The sequence below is a fragment of the Acinetobacter chinensis genome (assembly GCF_002165375.2).
GTDB classification, from domain to species: domain Bacteria; phylum Pseudomonadota; class Gammaproteobacteria; order Pseudomonadales; family Moraxellaceae; genus Acinetobacter; species Acinetobacter chinensis.
Genome location: NZ_CP032134.1, coordinates 582,945 through 600,795, shown reverse-complemented (window position 1 = coordinate 600,795; position 17,851 = coordinate 582,945). Strand labels below are relative to the sequence as shown.

At 41.0% G+C, this 17,851-nt stretch carries 13 protein-coding genes and 4 pseudogenes; 4 read left to right on the top strand and 13 right to left on the bottom strand.

The annotated features are described in order from the left end of the window. Positions 1–31 precede the first annotated feature (31 nt). The gene (gene rsfS / locus CDG60_RS03660) at positions 32–433 is read left to right on the top strand and encodes a ribosome silencing factor (RefSeq protein WP_087513121.1); all 402 of its coding nucleotides are present in this window, start codon (positions 32–34) and stop codon (positions 431–433) included. Between the two features lie 52 nt (positions 434–485). On the opposite strand, the gene CDG60_RS03655 is transcribed toward rsfS, so the two are convergent. From CDG60_RS03655 to CDG60_RS03620, 8 genes and pseudogenes are all read right to left on the bottom strand, one after another. Continuing rightward, a complete protein-coding gene (locus tag CDG60_RS03655; RefSeq protein WP_087513120.1) occupies positions 486–1,727 on the bottom strand; it encodes an ammonium transporter in 1,242 nt (413 codons plus the stop codon). 156 nt (positions 1,728–1,883) lie between these two features. Next, positions 1,884–2,543, bottom strand: a complete 660-nt coding sequence (locus CDG60_RS03650; RefSeq protein ID WP_087513119.1) for a hypothetical protein — start codon at positions 2,541–2,543, stop codon at positions 1,884–1,886. A 10-nt stretch (positions 2,544–2,553) separates the two neighbouring features. Continuing rightward, positions 2,554–2,955, bottom strand: a pseudogene (locus CDG60_RS03645) (ammonium transporter); the annotation flags it as partial. Positions 2,956–2,961: 6 nt separating this feature from the next. Continuing rightward, positions 2,962–3,987, bottom strand: a complete 1,026-nt coding sequence (locus CDG60_RS03640) for an IS30-like element ISAba125 family transposase (RefSeq protein ID WP_005100823.1) — start codon at positions 3,985–3,987, stop codon at positions 2,962–2,964. 55 nt (positions 3,988–4,042) lie between these two features. Then, positions 4,043–4,936, bottom strand: a pseudogene (locus tag CDG60_RS03635) (ammonium transporter); the annotation flags it as partial. Positions 4,937–5,213: 277 nt separating this feature from the next. Next, positions 5,214–6,668 (bottom strand): NAD(P)(+) transhydrogenase (Re/Si-specific) subunit beta, encoded by a 1,455-nt coding sequence (locus tag CDG60_RS03630; protein ID WP_087514385.1) that lies wholly within the window; start codon positions 6,666–6,668, stop codon positions 5,214–5,216. A 3-nt stretch (positions 6,669–6,671) separates the two neighbouring features. Continuing rightward, entirely contained in the window at positions 6,672–6,992 is a 321-nt protein-coding gene (locus CDG60_RS03625; RefSeq protein ID WP_087514384.1) for a proton-translocating transhydrogenase family protein, read from the bottom strand. Between the two features lie 11 nt (positions 6,993–7,003). Further along, positions 7,004–8,131 carry a Re/Si-specific NAD(P)(+) transhydrogenase subunit alpha gene (locus CDG60_RS03620; protein ID WP_087514383.1) on the bottom strand — a complete coding sequence of 376 codons (1,128 nt, stop codon included), beginning with the start codon at positions 8,129–8,131 and terminating at the stop codon, positions 7,004–7,006. A 915-nt stretch (positions 8,132–9,046) separates the two neighbouring features. Here CDG60_RS03620 and CDG60_RS03610 point away from each other — a divergent pair. Beyond that, positions 9,047–9,970, top strand: coding sequence for a DMT family transporter (locus CDG60_RS03610; protein WP_087514382.1), 924 nt, complete (start codon positions 9,047–9,049; stop codon positions 9,968–9,970). Between the two features lie 48 nt (positions 9,971–10,018). Here the strand turns inward: CDG60_RS03610 and soxR are convergent, their stop codons facing one another. Then, entirely contained in the window at positions 10,019–10,552 is a 534-nt protein-coding gene (gene soxR / locus CDG60_RS03605) for a redox-sensitive transcriptional activator SoxR (protein WP_319922612.1), read from the bottom strand. A gap of 65 nt (positions 10,553–10,617) precedes the next feature. Between soxR and CDG60_RS03600 the strand changes: the two genes are divergently transcribed. Further along, complete coding sequence (locus CDG60_RS03600; RefSeq protein ID WP_087514381.1) at positions 10,618–11,046, top strand: RidA family protein; 429 nt, start codon at positions 10,618–10,620, stop codon at positions 11,044–11,046. A gap of 23 nt (positions 11,047–11,069) precedes the next feature. Beyond that, positions 11,070–12,260 (top strand): MFS transporter, encoded by a 1,191-nt coding sequence (locus tag CDG60_RS03595; protein ID WP_087514380.1) that lies wholly within the window; start codon positions 11,070–11,072, stop codon positions 12,258–12,260. Between the two features lie 50 nt (positions 12,261–12,310). Here CDG60_RS03595 and CDG60_RS03590 read toward each other — a convergent pair whose 3' ends face one another. The 4 genes and pseudogenes from CDG60_RS03590 to CDG60_RS03575 form a co-directional block, all read right to left on the bottom strand. Then, positions 12,311–12,955, bottom strand: a complete 645-nt coding sequence (locus tag CDG60_RS03590; protein WP_087514379.1) for a HEPN domain-containing protein — start codon at positions 12,953–12,955, stop codon at positions 12,311–12,313. 442 nt (positions 12,956–13,397) lie between these two features. Next, a pseudogene (locus CDG60_RS03585) lies at positions 13,398–13,844 on the bottom strand (Fic family protein); the annotation flags it as partial. A 7-nt stretch (positions 13,845–13,851) separates the two neighbouring features. Then, a pseudogene (locus CDG60_RS03580) lies at positions 13,852–14,595 on the bottom strand (HsdM family class I SAM-dependent methyltransferase); the annotation flags it as partial. 169 nt (positions 14,596–14,764) lie between these two features. Continuing rightward, a complete protein-coding gene (locus CDG60_RS03575) occupies positions 14,765–17,755 on the bottom strand; it encodes a DEAD/DEAH box helicase (protein ID WP_087514378.1) in 2,991 nt (996 codons plus the stop codon). Between the last annotated feature and the right edge of the window lie 96 nt (positions 17,756–17,851).

Below are 17,851 nucleotides of genomic sequence, written 5' to 3'. Positions count from 1 at the left end.
GATGAGTAATTGTCAGGAAATGATACCCTTTATGAATTTAGAACCATCGCCCAGCGCTTCTAATTCTCACGATTTCACAATGAATTCCCAGTCCCAGGATGTACAGAACTGCTTAAAAGTCGTACAGGAAGCCCTGCAGGATGTAAAAGCCAAAGATATTATTGATATTGATGTCAGCCGCATCAGCAATGTCGCAGATGCGATTGTCATTGCAAGCGGTACATCTACACGTCATGTTAAAGCACTTGCTGATAACGTTGCTGAAGAAGCACGCAAAGCAGGTTTCCGCCCTTTAGGTGTGGAAGGTGAGCGAGACGCAGAATGGATCCTGATTGATCTTGGTTTTGTTGTTGTTCACGTCATGCTGCCAACAGCACGTAAATTTTATGACCTTGAAAGCCTATGGCGTACAAGCCCAAATACAGTGGCATAAAATTTATCCGGTAAAAAAAGCGACCATCTGTCGCTTTTTTTATGACTGGAATTCAGACTTTATCCGTCACACTGGAAGTTCTGAACTTTATTCCCAGCATTTTCATACTCCAGAATGCCACAAATGCCGTACCGAAACTCCAGATAAAACAGACAAGAATACCCGTTAACTGAGTTTTCAGACTGACAGCATGCGTCATATTTCCAAGCACCTGCCCACTCAGAGAGACGGCCAGTGTTCCCCATATTCCACACAGTCCATGCACCGCGATCACTTCACGGATATGTTTTGAATCAAGCCACTTTTTCAGCAGATTCGGACTGTACAGTGTAATTAATCCTGCCCCACCACCAATCACCGCCGCAGTTGAAATACTGACAAAACCACAACTGGCAGTTACAGCAACCAATGCCCCAAGCGTTGCTTTCAGCATAGCCTCCCAGGCTATCTTTTTATTAAAAAACAGAGAGAAAACGACCACTGTCACAACTGAACCAATCAATGCTGCCACAGCACTGAGCACAATTGTTACAATACTGACAGGAATATCTGAAATATAAATAATATTCAGACCTGACCATGCCAGCCACAGAATAAAACCCGCCAGCGAAAAAGACAGAATTTTGTAATCATCAAAGATCACATCCCGCTTTTCCATCTGAATCTGTGAGGTTGAGCGAAGTACCAGATAACCTGCCAGTACGACCCAGGCTGCCGAAGAATGCACTACTGTAGAGCCGGCATAATCAATAAAACCTAACTGTTTCAACCACCCACTGTCATATAAAATGCTTCCCCAGGCCCAGCAACTGAAAAAAGGAAAAATCACACCCGCCACTAAAAAGCTGATAAATGCATAGGCCGGAACACTGTAATCTGCCGGAAATACTCTACCTACAATCGTGGTAATGGTTGTTGCCATAAGCGTATAAAAAAAGATGACATTCCAGTGCCACCCATGAATATTCGCCAGTACCTCCAATGCATGCGCTGCCCCCTGAGGGTCAAATGATACTGAATACACCAGACCAAAAAAGAATGTCCCCAGTATTGCCGCCAGATAATTGATGCACAATCCATAAAAAGATTTCAGACTCTTCTCATAACCACCTTCTGCGACCGCGAACCCCGCCTGAAGCAGTATGACAAATACCCCACCCAGAATCAGCAACTCAAAATCAGGAATAATGTCGAACTGTTTAAAATCCTCACCTGCAACAATAACTGATGCATACCCCTGTACTGCCAAAGCAGCAAGAATACAGATCATCAAATATTTAGCAGCTGACGTCATGTTTAATCCGACTTAATAAATAAAGCACAATAATGATACACACTTAACATTTTGATTAATTTTTTGATGTTTAAGCATCATTTTATAACAAACAGTATAGTGATTTATTAAAAAATAAAAAACCACCCTAAGGTGGTTTTTATTTTTTAATTTCAATCACAACAGGTCATGCAAACTGACATTCATAAACTTCTGTTTCAGTTCTTCCTTTCTTCTGGCATACACTCTGTCTGCTTTGACTGGTCCATAAAACTCACAGTACGTTTCATATAATGCAGTGATCACTCGTGAATAACTCCGTACCGGTAGAAAATTCATTTGCTCAGTGTCATATAACTTTGCCTCCATATTGATCGACAGCCCCATTTTCTGGACTTTTTGCCTGATCTCTGTATCAAACTCCATCTGATCATCCACAGGCACATCGTTATAAATACTGACGACAAAATACTGAAAGGCATCCATAAGATTTTCAGAAACCGAAACTTCTCCTAACCCTGCTGTTTTTTTATTCTCCAGTGGATTGATTCCTGATTGTGGAACTGCTTCATCTGTTCGGATATTCAACCTGATCTGTCGCTCCACTTCTGAAATTTCAGACAGTACCTGCTTTAAAATTTCTTTTCGGTATAAGCGCAGATCATCTGTATTACATATTTCACTTAAAAACCGGTTCAGTACAAAGGATGGTTTATTTCCATATTCCACTTCCCAGTAGCGAAGAACCCGCTCCAGGACAGAGTCATTAAAGTAAGGTCTGAGCCCCCGTTCCACTGCATTGCGTTTCTGTGCCAGACTGAGCAGTTCTGTTGTCATGTACTTATCCTCAGTGTCTTCTGGTTAAATCATCAGTTTCAAAGGTCACATCACGCTGAAACTCCGGATAAGACAGTTCCGCATGCTCGATATAATCCAACCCTCGCTGCTCATGTTGTGAACTGACCCGAATCCCCCCAGGCATCAGATCAAGCAGTTTAAAAACCATAAATGCCACACCAAATCCCCATACAAATGCCATAGCAACACCAATTGCCTGAACTGAGACGATCTCCATACTGAACATATTTTTTTCAAAGAACAGACCAGCAGCCAGCGTACCCCATGCCCCACAGACACCATGAACTGTAACGGCATCCACCACATCATCCACTTTAAACTTTTCCAGTACAGCCGGAACAATACTGACGATCAGTCCTGCAACTGCTCCCGAAACAACAGCAAAAACAGGGCGAATTCAAACATGAGGTGCGACAGTTTGAAAAGTCTTATGATAATCAACAAGCTGAGCAAATTTCTCTAATGGTGTAAGCCAATCTAACGCTTTTCTAGGACGAGTATTCAGTGACATGGCAACTTGATTTAAATAATGCTGATCTGCCTGATTTAAATCAATCCCTTTAGGTAAATATTGCCTAATTAAACCATTCATATTTTCGCATGTGCCTTTTTGCCAGGGTGAATGTGGGTCACAGAAATATACATCTATGCCTAAATCTTCTTCAAGTATTTTATGTTCTGCCATCTCGCGTCCACGGTCATAGGTCAACGTTTTACGCAGTTCTGCAGGTAAATATTTCAGAGCTTCAGTTAAAGCCTTGCGCACTGATTCTGCCTTTGCATCAGGTAATGTTGCCAAGATACAGAGCCGTGTATTTCGTTCAATAAGTGTTGCTATCGAACTTTTATTGTCTTTACCTTTAATTAAATCAGCTTCCCAATGACCCGGTATTTTTCTTTCTTGAACTTCGGCTGGGCGCTCATGAATAGTTTTAATATCCTGTAATATAGAATCTTTTTTAGGTTCACCGTTAGCTTTTCGCTTTTTATTTTCATGACGCAGACAGGATAATAAGTCTTTTTTCAACTCACCCTTTGGTAATGCTCGTATCGTTGAATAAATCGTTGTATGGCTTACATTCATTGTTTGATCCAAATCAGGAAATGTCTTTAAACGTTTTGCTATTTGCTGAGGAGACCATAAACAACGGATCGCTTCAACAATAAATTTCCAGAGGATTGAATCGATTTTGAGTTTTCTGTGACCACGTCTACGTCTAGCGAAGGTGTTATCAGAAGCATATTGAGCTTGATAAACGTCATTGATGCTATTTCTTTTAAGCTCACGATAGATCGTACTAGGATGTCTTTTAATGAGTTCAGCAAATTTTCTGGCTGAAAAGCCTTCTTTTCTTGACTCAAGCATTAATGCAGTACGATCTTCAAAGTTAAGATGATGGTATGACAATTTTATATACTCCATAAACCCTTTAAATTAATTAGGTGGTTTATGTCGCACTTCAAGTTTTACTCTGCCCAGGCGTCATTGTGGCGCATCCTGCCGTAATAGCGACCAGCCCACCCAAAGATGCATTAATTGTGGTGCGCATTAAAATTGCTCTGGAACGGATCAATGCATACAGCATATAAGTCGCTGCTGCTGCACAGGCGGAAAGATGGGTATTCAGTGCAATTCTGCCTACGCTGACATCTGCACGGATGGTCGAAGCCGCATTAAAACCAAACCATGCCAGCCACAGAATAAAACCACCCAGTGCAACCAGCGGTAAATTATGACCCGCCAGATAATGGCTCTGACCATTACGCCCAAAGCGACCCAGTCGTGGTCCCAGTACCAGTATACCTGCCAGTGCAACCCATCCACCTATGGAGTGCACAACTGTTGAACCCGCAAAATCAATAAAACCTTTCGCTTTCAACCAGCCTTCACCATCAAAAATACTGCCCCATGCCCAGCTACCAAAAACTGGATAAATCACTCCACTGACCACAATGGCACTGACCACATAGGCCACGAAGTGAATACGCTCAGCCATCGCCCCACTGGCTATGGTGGTAGCTGTTGCGGCAAACATGATCTGAAAAAACAGTAAATTCCAGTACCAGTCATCGAGTTCATCCGGTGCAAAATGGCTCGTGCCGATCCATCCTGAAGCATTGACACCAAACATCAGACCGAAACCCACCAGCCAGAAGACCAGTCCGCCCAGACAGGCGTCCATATAATTTTTCATCAGGACATTAATAGTATTTTTACTGCGAACAGAGCCACTTTCGACCAGCGCAAAACCTGCCTGCATAAAAAAGACAAGAATCCCACCTATCACCACCCATATACTGTCCAGCGATATCCGGATGTCCTGTATATTCTCAGCCGCAATAGCGGAAACAGGTAAAACTGTCAGCGCCATTAAAATCAATAAATACTTTATATTTTTCATGAACTATCCCCAAAGAATAGCTCATGGTTTGCAAATTCAGTGCCAGTTATTCATCTACAGTTAATTTATAAGTAGCGCAGTCCTGCGTACTGAAGATTTATTTAAAAACTCAGCTTTCTTTGTATGACTCAAATAACTCTGACCGCCATGATGAAACAGAATATGAATGCATAAAAAAACCACCCGAAGGTGGTTTAAATCTCTCAAAGTCCTTCTTTATGAAAGAAGGACTTCCAAGAGTCGATACTCAGTGACCGCCGCCATTAATGGCCTTCGTCATGTCTTCCACAACTTTCTTCGCATCACCAAAGATCATCATTGTTTTTTCGTTATAGAACAGATCATTGTCCAGACCTGCATAACCTGTTGCCATAGAGCGTTTGATCACCATAATGGTACGTGCTTTATGTGCTTCAAGGATTGGCATGCCATAGATTGGTGAACTTGGGTCATCTTTTGCCGCTGGGTTCACAACGTCATTTGCACCAATAACAAGCACAACATCTGTTGCAGGGAAATCTGAGTTGATCTCATCCATTTCCAGAATGTCTTCATAAGCAACATCTGCTTCAGCAAGAAGTACGTTCATATGACCAGGCATACGACCAGCAACCGGGTGGATCGCAAAGCGGACTTTTACACCCTGCTCTTTTAAGATTTCACACAGCTCTTTTACTGCATTCTGTGCACGACCCTGTGCCATACCATAACCAGGTACGATCACAACGCTGTCTGCATTTGACATCAGGAAGCCTGCATCATCTGCTGAACCTGAACGGTGGTTACGCTGAGCTTTTTCACCATTATCAGATGCTGCAACTGCTGCACCACCCATCGCACCACCAAACAGTACGTTGATGATCGAACGGTTCATTGCTTTACACATAATGTAAGACAGAATCGCACCCGATGAACCTACCAGCGAACCTGCAACAATCAGCATGTTGTTTTCAAGTGTGAAACCAATACCTGCAGCAGCCCAGCCAGAGAATGAGTTCAGAAGCGATACCACAACAGGCATATCACCACCACCAACCGGTGCAATCCATACCCAGCCAAATGCAAGTGCAAGTGCTGTCATTGCCCAGAATGCCTGCATATTACCTGTCGTAAAGAAGCAGATACCACATGCCAGCATGGCAATGAAGATGATTGCCTGTACAGGTTTAACCCATGCACCTGAAATCGTTTTCGCCCATTTTTTCGCAGCCAGTTTACCGTACGCAAATACAGAAGCTGTGAACGTGATCGCACCCACAAAACAGCCCACGAACAGTTCAAACAGATGAACTTTGCTCATGTGCGCATGCTGAACACCTGCTGCGGTTAAAGCTGCTTCATTCTGTGCGAACAGTGCAGTCAGCTGGTTATTGTGCAGAATCGCAGCAATTGCAATCAGTACCGCTGCCAGACCAACCAATGAGTGCATCAGTGCAACTGTTTCAGGCATCTGTGTCATTGGAACTGTACGCGCACGGGCAATACCCACAACCGCACCCAGTACCATCGCACCACCGATCATCCAGACCACCGGATGGTCAGCAACAAAGAATGTTGTGATGACAGCAATCGCCATGGCGATCATACCGTAACGGTTACCCTGAATTGCTGTTTTAGGACCCGAAAGACCACGTAAAGTCAGGATAAAAAGGACTGCACCTACCAGGTAGAACCAATCCGCATATTCTTTAATGAATTCCATGGATCAGCCCTCTTTTTTCTTTTGCTTTGGCTTGAACATTTCAAGCATACGCGCAGTCACCGCGAAACCACCAAAAATATTGATACTTGCAAGGAATACAGCAACTGCACCCAGTACACTGACAACATTGATCTGCTGGAACTGTACATTTGCATCCACAATACCTGGAATACCGACAGTCTGAATCATCGCACCCACAATAATAATGGATGACAGTGCATTGGTTACCGCCATTAACGGTGTATGTAAAGCTGGTGTTACACCCCAGACCACGTAGTAACCCACGAAAATGGCCAGGACGAAAATCGTAATAGTTTCAACCATGATTAATCTCCTTAACCACGTTTCAGCAGCACCTGGCCGCCATGAGTCACTAAAAGAGCTTTTTGAATTTCATCTTCCTGATTCAGTTTAAAATTCTTATCCTGATCAAATAAAGTTTCAACGAAATTAAAAACGTTACGTGCATACAGTGCAGAAGCTTCTGTCGATACGGTAGAAGGAATATTCGGAATACCTAAAATCGTAACACCATTGTCTGTGACAACATTTTCACCGTTTTTAGAGCCTTCCACGTTACCGCCACTTTCAACCGCCATATCAAGAATGATTGAACCTGGCTTCATTTTGGCAACTGTTTCAGCTTTGATTAAACGCGGTGCATCACGACCTGGTAACAAAGCTGTCGTAATCACGATGTCAGCATTGGAAACTGCTTTATCTACGATAATCGCCTGATCACGGATATACTCTTCACCCGGCATCCAGCCATAACCGTTTTTAGCAGCATCTGCAGCTTTCTGTTTTTCTTCATCAGACATCGGCACATCCAGCCACTTACCGCCCAGGGATTCCACCTGATCACGTGCAGTAGGACGTAAATCTGTTGCTTCAACCACAGCACCCAGACGTTTCGCCGTTGCAATCGCCTGTAAACCTGCAACACCCACACCCATAATCACAATACGGGCTGGTTTCACCGTACCCGCTGCCGTCATCAGCATCGGGAACATACGCTGGTACTCAGCAGCCGCAAGCAGAACAGACTTATAACCTGCAAGGTTCGCCTGTGAAGACAGGACGTCCATGTTCTGTGCGCGGGATAGCGTACGCGGTAGCAGCTCAAGTGCAAAAGCATTGACCTGCTGTGCAGCAAACTTGTCCAGTTCCGTATTACGGTATGGGTCAAACATTGCAACCACAGTCGTTTCTGGTGCAAGTTTTTGAATTTCATCACCCTGAGGTGCACGAACTTTCAGAATAATCTGACTGCCGGTATAGGCATCGTCGGTAATTTTTGCACCAACCTGCTCATAGGCACTGTCAATGTAAGCAGCTCTAACGCCTGCTCCACGTTCAATAACAATACTATGACCAGCACTGATTAACTTTTTTACAGTTTCTGGCGTAGCGGCTACTCGGCTTTCACCGACGACAGATTCTTTTGGGATTCCAATCTGCATGAGCGTTCCTCAAGCTAAATTTTTCTTCAAGTAAACATCGTGGATAACCGATGTTTCCCCCAGGATGCGTTCTTATGAATTTTTGGATTCTAATTGAACTTTTATAAAATACTACCCAATATTTATTTAATAAATACCCATATTTTGAACTGATGATTCATAAAAATAATCGTACGATATATCCTATATTCATTCTGCCTTGATTTTATGACAGGTTATTTTTTACCTTTCAATCAAATCCCAGCCATTCCTGTCAACATTTCTGCTGCCCCCCTGATCATTCCAGTTCCACCCCAGAACATAACATTCCTGTCGTTTGACTTTTCAGACCAGATTCAACGCATTATTCACATTTTTATCGCATCTCAATTTTGCAGCTAAAACAACACACTCAGCCTTTTATCACTGATAAATTAGCTTTTCTGACAATTTACAGTGAAATAAGCTGTACAAAGATTGGCTGAATATTCATTAACTTCTGTCAGTTTTACGAGTCAGCTATCATTCCATTTTTTAATTTAATTAATAAAAAAAAGTACTTAAATGCAGTAACTGTTTCTTATACGCCTTAAGTACAAAACAGGAAAAAAATATTTTAAACTTTTTTTATTTGCCATTTTGACAATTGATATTCATAAAGGTCAGACATGTATCCATGCCTAAAAACGCACCAAAACAACGCATAAGTATGTCAAAAATCCCACCCCTTTGTTACATCTGAAGCCTGTACCAATTTCTTCTGTATGTTCAGACAGTCCTTTAAAGTAAATATAGAGAGAAAATGCTGAAAAACTGTGCATTTTTTAACTGTACTCATTCCATTTATTGCCTTCACTGATTCTTTTTTTGCATTTCTATTCCCATGAACTGGAATTTATACTGAATGTTCAATATGCCTGAACCGACCGATCAGATATGAAGTTTTCTTTGAGCAGTACTCAGCTGGGTTCCCTGTTTGCACTCAGTGCAGCATTCCTGTTCAGTACCAAAGCAATATTTATCAAACAGACTTATGCCATGTCGCCTTTAGTGGACGGCACTGTACTCATGGCTTTAAGAATGGGCAGTGCCCTGCCTTTTTTCCTGCTGATCTGCTGGATCAACCGTCACAGAAACAGGCAGATTGCTGCCAGAGACTGGTTGCTGCTGATTCTGGCAGGTCTGATCGGTTATTATTTTTCAAGCTGGCTGGATTTTACAGGCCTGATGTATATCAGTGCCTCACTGGAGCGGATTATCCTGTTTCTTTATCCGACCCTGACAGTAATCGCCACCAGTTTTATTCTGAAACAGAAACTGAGTCTGAAAAGTATACTGGCCATAGCACTCAGTTATGGCGGGACAGTCATTGTGATGCTTCAGGAACAAAGTACGGTGCCACATGAAGGAAACTTCTGGTTAGGTGTCAGCCTGGTGTTTGCCAGTGCCGTGTGTTTTGCATCTTATCTGTTGCTGACACCACGACTGATTCAGAAATTTGGCTCATGGAACTATACGGGACTTGCACTCAGTATCGCCTGTATTGGCACACTGACTCATTTTATGATCGTAACACCACAGCCTGTCGCACTGCTGTCCCAGCTCCCCCCAACAGTTCTGTGGTATGGACTGGCGCTGGGTCTGCTGGTGACTGTACTTCCTACAGTCCTGATTGCCCAGAGTATTTCCCGTCTTGGCGCTGCACAGTCCGCCATGATCGGTTCAATTGGCCCTGTGCTGACCATTCTGCTTGCCGTTGCCTTTCTGGGTGAGCATCTGAATTCATTACAGTGGTTTGGATGTATTCTGAATATTATTGGAGTACTGATGATCACCCTGTCCAAAAAAAGACTGTCCTGAAATACATGACTGTTCATGAATAATGCAGCCCGGCATTATTCATGAAATCTACAGGATATCTGCTTGCACATTTTCCGTTTCAATCCATGCTCTGTCAGCCTCCATTTTCAGTAACAGTTCCTGAAAATGTGCTCCTGCAGATTCTTCAGCGAGACAATCCCCTGGATTTCGTAAAGGACATTGTGTAAGTGACAGACAACCACAGCCTATACATTTATCCAGCTGTTGCCTGAGCTGTAAGAGACCTGTAATCCGTGCATCCAGCATTCCCTGCCAGGCAAGGGACATATTTTTCCAGTCCTGCTGTGTTGCCATATCGTTGCGTGGCAGTGCTGAAAATGCTTCCGCCACCTGTGCCAGGCTGATTCCCACCTGTTGAGCCACTCTGACGATTGCAACACGGCGGAGCATTGCCCGATGGTAACGGCGTTGATTCCCCGCAGTCCTTGTACTCCATATCAGTTGTTTTTCTTCATAAAAACGGATGGCAGGCACACTGACTTCACTGCGTGCAGCAAGCTCACCAATACTCAGCCATTGATGAATCCGATGTTCTTCAGCTGTTTTTTCAATCTTTTCCACCTTGACCTCAAGTTAACCTGAGCTTTGATACTGAGCACTATAACAAAATGTGTGCAGGAAAGAGGATGAATGCGGAAATAACAATTCATACACCATGTTTCAGACTGATGAACCCCAATACGCTTTATAATCCACGCCCTTTTGCGTATAGTCACATCGCAGAAGTTAAACACTTTTCACGTTTACTTCACATCTCAGGACAAGGTGGTGAAAACCAACGAGGACTATTATCCAAAGATTTTTCTCAACAATGTGAGCAGGCTTTTCAGAATCTGATAAATGCTCTGCAACATGTTCAGGCTGATCTGATGGATATCGCTGTGTTAAGAGTTTTAGTGGTTGATCACAGCCCTAAAAAACATCAGTTTTTAATTCAGGAAATGCAGAAACGCTGGAAACATCATGATTTTCCCGCCTGTACCCTTATTCCTGTTCCGTGTCTTGCCATACCAGGTATGCTGATAGAAATTGAAGCAACCGCCTATTGTAAATAACAGAACAATAAGGTGTTTTTCACATGAATTCTCCTCTCGATATCAGTCAGGACAGAGCCTTGCTGTGGCTCATGGCAATTGCCTGCGGGCTTTGTGCTGGAGCCAACTACTACTGTCAGCCACTGGTTCATTCCATACAGCAATATTTTGACGTTCCTGAATCTCAGGTTGCCCTGACCGTAACTTTCGCACAGGTTTCTTATGCCCTGGGTTTATTATTCATTGTTCCCGTTGGGGATATTGTCAATAAAACCCGTTTTATTCCCCTGCTGATGTTTCTGGCTGCCATTGGTCTGCTGATCTGTGCATTTGCAGTCAATCTGCCGATGCTGTGGCTCGGAACAGTCATTGCTGGTCTGTTTTCAGTGGCTGCTCAGGTACTGATTCCACTTGCAACGATGGCTGTTAAACCTGAAAAAACTGGTGAAGTTGTAGGTTTTCTAATGAGTGGATTACTGGTGGGCTTACTGCTGTCCACCAGTCTGGCAGGATTACTGTCAGATCTGTTCAGCTGGAAACTGATCTATATACTCAGCTCTGTACTGATGCTGATTCTGGCTTTCATGCTGAAATCACGGTTGCCTCAGGTACCACTGATGAAAATGAGCTATCCCTCTATTTTCAGATCCATGGGAGTACTGTTAAGGGAAGAACCCCGTCTGATCTATCGCTCCATGACAGGTGGTTTTGCTTTTGCAGCCATGAGTATTCTGTTTTCAACCATTGCTGTACTGTTAACCTCTGAACCTTTTAAACTTCCTGATGTGATGGTCGGTGTTGCTACCCTGATTGGTGTATTTGGTGCACTGTCCACAGCATATATTGGTAAAATAGCAGACCGTGGTTATACAAAAATACTGACCTGGGCAGGAGTCGCTGTACTCGCAGTCAGCTGGATATTCCTTTATTTCGGCGGTCAGTCACTGATCAGCTATGTACTTGGATATGGAATCATCAGCTTTGGACTGGCAATCGTACACAGCAGCAATCAGAATATTATTTTCCGACTGCGCCCTGATGCAAAATCACGGATCAACTCCATTTATATGACTGCCTATTTTATTGGTGGTGCCTGTGGTTCTGCACTGGGTGTGTATGCATGGCATCATGGAGGATGGAGCATGACCTGTCTGGTCGGGCTTTTACTGGTCACAGGTTCAGCACTGTTTGCACTGTTGGATACCTTACATCAATCCAAACAACAGACTGCTTAATTTCAGTACAGTGCAGAGACAGCCTGATGCTGTCTCTGCACTGTATATTTTCATGACATCTGCACCACAGGATAAAAAGGTTTTCCCTGATCCAGTATTGCTGCATTTTCAAGCAACAGGAAAAGAAATGCTGAAATCAGTGCCGATAACAAATGACAGCCATCGTACAGCTGCTTACGGTTAACCGTACTGTTATGTGTTGCACCACCATGTATAAGCTGAGTTCTTAAGGTAGACAAACGACTGAACAGCATCATGAGCGTTTCAGGCGTGTTTTTGTTTTCAAGCGCCTGACTGGCTCTGTTTTTTTCTGATTCAAAATCTTCTTTCCATTCAGACTTACTGATTTTCTGATTCTGAAAATCCCAGAACTCCTGAAATGCATAAGGATTTTGCATAAACAGACGGACAGGCTGGCTGTATTTTTCCCAGATGATCTTATAAATTTTATGTTCATGATCAGCATGGCAGATTTTATCAATAAACTGCCGGAGAATCTGTTTATCCTGAACGGCAGTTGTTTCCTGCGCATATACAGCGTTAAATGAAATCCATAAAGTGATAAATTTCAGGTCAATATCCTGATCCAGATCTATGGCTTTTTTCAGCCAGCTCAACCCCCTATGGATTCTGAGATTAAACTGATCTGTATTTTCATGTTTTCTGTCCTTAAATATCTCTTCCAGCACAAGCATTGTATCCCTCTCGAATATCTTTAATATTTTTATAAAATCACCATAACCTGCTTTAAACTTTCATTCAATCAACACAAAGTCATAGTTCACAGTAATATTCATCGGGCATCAGTACTGATATATCTCACCCAGTCTATTGTTTTCATTCAGTTAAAATATTTAAAATCTCTGAAGACTGCATGAACAGGTCAAACGTGCTGTCGTGTTGTGTTTCGGATGCAGGGTGTCAGTTTTAATGGAAAGCACGTATAATCCGCAACCTTGTTGTATCTTCCCAATTTCAGTGTTCTACGGTTTTTAATTATGTCCGCCATTTCAGCATTGCAGCCACGTATTTCAGTCGCACCTATGATGGATTGGACAAACAAAAAAATATAATAAAATAAATTCAATAACTTAATCTAAATTAAAAACAACACGGCGTAAATTTGGTGTAATTTTGTTATTTATTTTTTTTCAATCGATATTTTTGTTTCGGGCTTTTCGGCTTATCGGGAATAGTACGTTCAATCAAGCCTGCTTCGATTGCTGGATTTAGATAATTTTTTTGAAACGTTGCTCGATGAGTTAAGCCTAGCAATTGCATCAGCTCAACTAAGGTATAATCGCCTTGCCCCAATGAAGAAATTAAACGCTGTACATGATCGCTAGCTTGGACGTCATCTTGAGCGGTGACATGATCGCTATCTTGAGCGGTCTCATTTGAACTAAGGATTGCATCTAAAATCATCTGCAGAATAAATTCAATAAATGGTGCTGAATCGGTACGATCTGTACTTGCCTGCAATGCCTTATAATAGGCTTTTTGATTTTGATAGATCAGGCTTTCAACGGGAATATTTGCAAAGATTGGATTCCATCTGCTTAAAATCAATGTTTGCCACATCTGCAGGTTTATCCAGTGTGCGTGCGTCCATCACTTCAAAGTCACCAAAACTGCGGATAATGGTCTTGATATCATCTTCGCTCATCTCGTTACGCTTAGAGCCGAGAGACTTACGCATCTTACTGTACAGATGACTACCATCAATAAGCTGTACTTTACCTTTGCGGATCGGGTCTTTTTTATTACTCAGTACCCAAATATAGGTGGCAATACCGGTGTTATAGAACATGTCATTTGGCAATGCGATAATCGCTTCAAGCAAATCCGCTTCTAGAATATAACGACGGATTTCACTTTCTCCGCTGCCGGCACTACCTGTAAACAACGGTGAACCATTCAGGATAATACCGATCCGGCTGCCTTGATCATTAGCTTGGTCACGATTACGCATTTTGCTGATCAGGTGCATCAGGAACAGTAAAGAGCCATCCGATACACGTGGCAAGCCTGCACCAAAACGCCCATCAAAGCCTTTTAGTTGATGTTCATCTTTAATCTCAACTTCAATCTTTTTCCAGTCCACACCAAAAGGCGGATTGGATAGCATGTAGTCAAATTTATCGTTTATTAACTGGTCATTGGATAGTGTATTGCCGAGTTTAATCCGGCTGACATCCTGACCTTTAATCAGCATGTCTGCTTTACAGATGGCATAAGACTCAGGATTTAACTCCTGACCAAAAGCTCGCATAACTGCATTTGGATTGAGTTCCAGAAAGTATTCCATACCTGAAGATAAAAACCCGCCCGTTCCGCATCACCCGTAACATTAAATACTAGTGACATAGTTGTAAGCTATAAAATATAAGCTATCCAAACCAAATTAAGATTGTCCATAGATAACTTGTATAAGTGGTGACAAATTTTTCTTTTTGTCACCATTCAATACTTTAATAATTACAAAATAATAAAGCTAAAAAATATTATTTATTAATTATTACTCGCAGTTTTACACCACTAATTTCATTTATATATGCAGCGGTAGCACCAATCACAGTCAATTGATCATCAGAAATTTTCTTTTTGGAAATTGCAGGTTGCACAATAGCAATACCTAGCTGAAAGTCAGCATACCTTGCAATTTTTGCTAAGTTGATTAAGTCCTCGAACTTACCTTTATCGATTCTAGAAGCTTTACCTTGGCTCAAACGATCTCGCTCTCTTTCCATTAAACGCAAAATTAATCTTTCTTTATCTGCAAACCACTTAACACTTTTTTCTGCTTGCCCTACAACTTGATATACATCATCAATTCTCGCACCTGGTTTAGCTACTCCATCTTTTTTAGAACAATATTTACAATGGAATAAGTCTATGATTAGCTTATTATCATCAATATTCTTTATTGCGACGATATCAGCAATTTCACCTGCGCCATCATCATCAAAAATAAAATCATAGTCATTCATAGCTTTGTTAATCGTAGAATATTGAATTGAATGCTTTAGCTTACTTTCTGTTTGTGATTCAACGGATATATCAACACCCTGCCAGTCCCAGTCTTCTGCATTATTAATGTCATATTTGTAAGCATAATTATCATTAGGGTAATATCTAAAACCACCATCGATTATTGAAGTATCTCTCAAAAAGAGCGTCGGAGAATTTTCCTCAAAGAACTCAGCAATTGAATATAATTGTTCGCCTATTTTGATCTCCAGACTATCTTCTGAATGGAAGACTACTTCTCCACGACTTTTAATCCTCATGGAAATTTTACTAAGTCCATATTGTGTTCTTAAACAGAACTCAAGCTCTTTCAGATCTAAATTCTGCTCATCACTAAAAATTAGCTCACAATTTATTAATGATTCTTCCCATTTAGTCGTTTTAACAATTATTTTCGATTCATTTTTTCTAAGAATTTCTATTGGCCATTCAACAGCAAGTACCTGAATATTTGGAAACTCTTCCAACCCTTCAGTTTGCATGGCTGTTTTCATAACATCATTTGTATTAATAGTATCGTCTAGTATTTTAGTACCCACTCCTTTGCACCATGCTACCCACTGGTCTAAAGAATCACTATCCATTGCCCAAATTTTACCTTTATATGAACAGCCAATACTTACAAGCTGACCATTTTCATACCCTTTACCAAAAATATTCGATTTAGTTGCTCTATTTGCCTCTATGTCAGGTATTTGATCATTAATTTCTGTTCCTGTATGCATGGAATAACGTAGCCCCTTCTTTTTTTTATTAAGACCAACGTTTTGAAGCTTTAATCTTTTTAAATGAGCTAACGCTCTAAATATATATTCACCTTTGACCTGTACAGCATCTTCCGCGATTATTTGCATTAATCTTTTAACCAATCCATCTTTCGAAGAGGAATGGATAAAAAGTAAATCTGTATCCTTATCATAAAAAGCAATATATAAGTCCCATGACTCATCGAAAAGCTCTTTGGAACTTGTCCAACCTACAGGTAGATAAGATTTAACAGAAAAAACTAATGTATCCTGCTCGTCATTAATTACTGAATCTACGATCTGAAACTGTTTATTCCCAAACTCACTAAACTTCTCTGGCTTCCATTTAGCAGACTTCATTTTATAAATAGTAGTACTTATACTCGGAGTTAATCCCAAATCTAATAATTTACTAGGTTCAGAAAACTCCTCTCGAAATGCTTGATATTCTTTTTCATTTTTAATCTTTCTAGAGCTAATACTACTAATTACTGTATTCCAGTCTGAATCTTCTTTATAAAGTTCTTCCAAACTTTCATTGACATTAGGGTTGGCAATATTTGCAATAAACTTGGCATCACCAACATTCTTAGTTGTTCTTGTAAACCTACCCGTAAATTGAAGCATTACATTGATACTTTTATGAGGATCATGAATGGCTGAAATTTTCAGCTGAGGAAGATCGAATCCCTCTCCAAGCATATTCACACATACGATGATCTTATGTTCTCTCTTTCTAATTGCTTTAAGAACTTCTGCTTTTTTCTTAGTTTTACTATCTATTAATACAGGATTAAGATCTTTTTCTTTCGAATATATATTGAAGATATCTTTGGCTCGCTTCATAGATGAAGCTCTAGCCATAACTATGTGATCTAACCCATTTTCTAAATCTTCTCTTAATAACAATATAGCTTGCTTAGCTATCGCCTCATCAGACTTTTCTTCAACAAATTCTCGTACAGGATGAAATATGATAGGTTTGAAATATCCTTCCTCTTGTGCCCGTTTTAAAGGGTAATTGAATATTATTTTTCCTTCTACCCTTGAACCATCACTTCGGAATGGAGTGGCTGTAAATTGAAATACAGATTTATCTCTAAATTGTGATTTAATCCTTGCCCAAGTAGAAGCAGTTACATGATGAGCTTCGTCAACTATTAAATGTGTACATTCACTAGTAAGCTTATCAAAAAATTCCTTTGAAAATTTTGATAGTGACGCCGCAGATGCTATTAAAACATTAGTATTTAAGATTTTAGATAGTTCTTCCTTATCAGTAACCCCATGCTTAATGGTCGAAACTACAGGATTAAGAATATCCTTTGTAACTAAACCTAAATCTCTTAATAAACCAAGTTGAACGAACTTCGTTTTGGTCTGCTCTCGTAATGCATCAGATGGAACAATAACAAGAGTTTTTTTAAACTTTCCTGCTACAACAATCGATAGAATTGTTTCAGTTTTCCCTGTACCTGTTGGCATAACAATTGTTGCTGCATTTTTTTCATCAGATCTTTCATAGCCAAGTGCAGCAAAAATTCCACCTAATTGTGGTGGTCTAAGTCCTTTAATTCCGACTGTTTGATTTTCTTCAATAAAAAGAAAATTAGAGTTCAACCATGATTTAAAAACCGAGTCTGCCGAATGTTCATGATCATCAAATGACAGCTTAGTTATCAAACTCTTCCCTATTTTAAACTCTTCTAATTGCCCCATATAAATACCCTTATAAAAAAAACTTTATTTCTCATGTTATTAAGTATTGATTTTTCGATCTTTTTTAGCTTATAGAGGGGTTACCCCCTCTATACG

Coding starts and splice junctions, on each gene's coding strand:
- CDG60_RS03620 (WP_087514383.1), bottom strand. CDS start 8,131: ATGCAGATTGGAATCCCAAAAGAATCTGTCGTCGGTGAAAGCCGAGTA.
- CDG60_RS03595 (WP_087514380.1), top strand. CDS start 11,070: ATGAATTCTCCTCTCGATATCAGTCAGGACAGAGCCTTGCTGTGGCTC.
- rsfS (WP_087513121.1), top strand. CDS start 32: ATGAATTTAGAACCATCGCCCAGCGCTTCTAATTCTCACGATTTCACA.
- CDG60_RS03630 (WP_087514385.1), bottom strand. CDS start 6,668: ATGGAATTCATTAAAGAATATGCGGATTGGTTCTACCTGGTAGGTGCA.
- CDG60_RS03625 (WP_087514384.1), bottom strand. CDS start 6,992: ATGGTTGAAACTATTACGATTTTCGTCCTGGCCATTTTCGTGGGTTAC.
- CDG60_RS03640 (WP_005100823.1), bottom strand. CDS start 3,987: ATGGAGTATATAAAATTGTCATACCATCATCTTAACTTTGAAGATCGT.
- CDG60_RS03650 (WP_087513119.1), bottom strand. CDS start 2,543: ATGACAACAGAACTGCTCAGTCTGGCACAGAAACGCAATGCAGTGGAA.
- CDG60_RS03590 (WP_087514379.1), bottom strand. CDS start 12,955: ATGCTTGTGCTGGAAGAGATATTTAAGGACAGAAAACATGAAAATACA.
- CDG60_RS03610 (WP_087514382.1), top strand. CDS start 9,047: ATGAAGTTTTCTTTGAGCAGTACTCAGCTGGGTTCCCTGTTTGCACTC.
- CDG60_RS03655 (WP_087513120.1), bottom strand. CDS start 1,727: ATGACGTCAGCTGCTAAATATTTGATGATCTGTATTCTTGCTGCTTTG.
- CDG60_RS03600 (WP_087514381.1), top strand. CDS start 10,618: ATGAATGCGGAAATAACAATTCATACACCATGTTTCAGACTGATGAAC.
- CDG60_RS03575 (WP_087514378.1), bottom strand. CDS start 17,755: ATGGGGCAATTAGAAGAGTTTAAAATAGGGAAGAGTTTGATAACTAAG.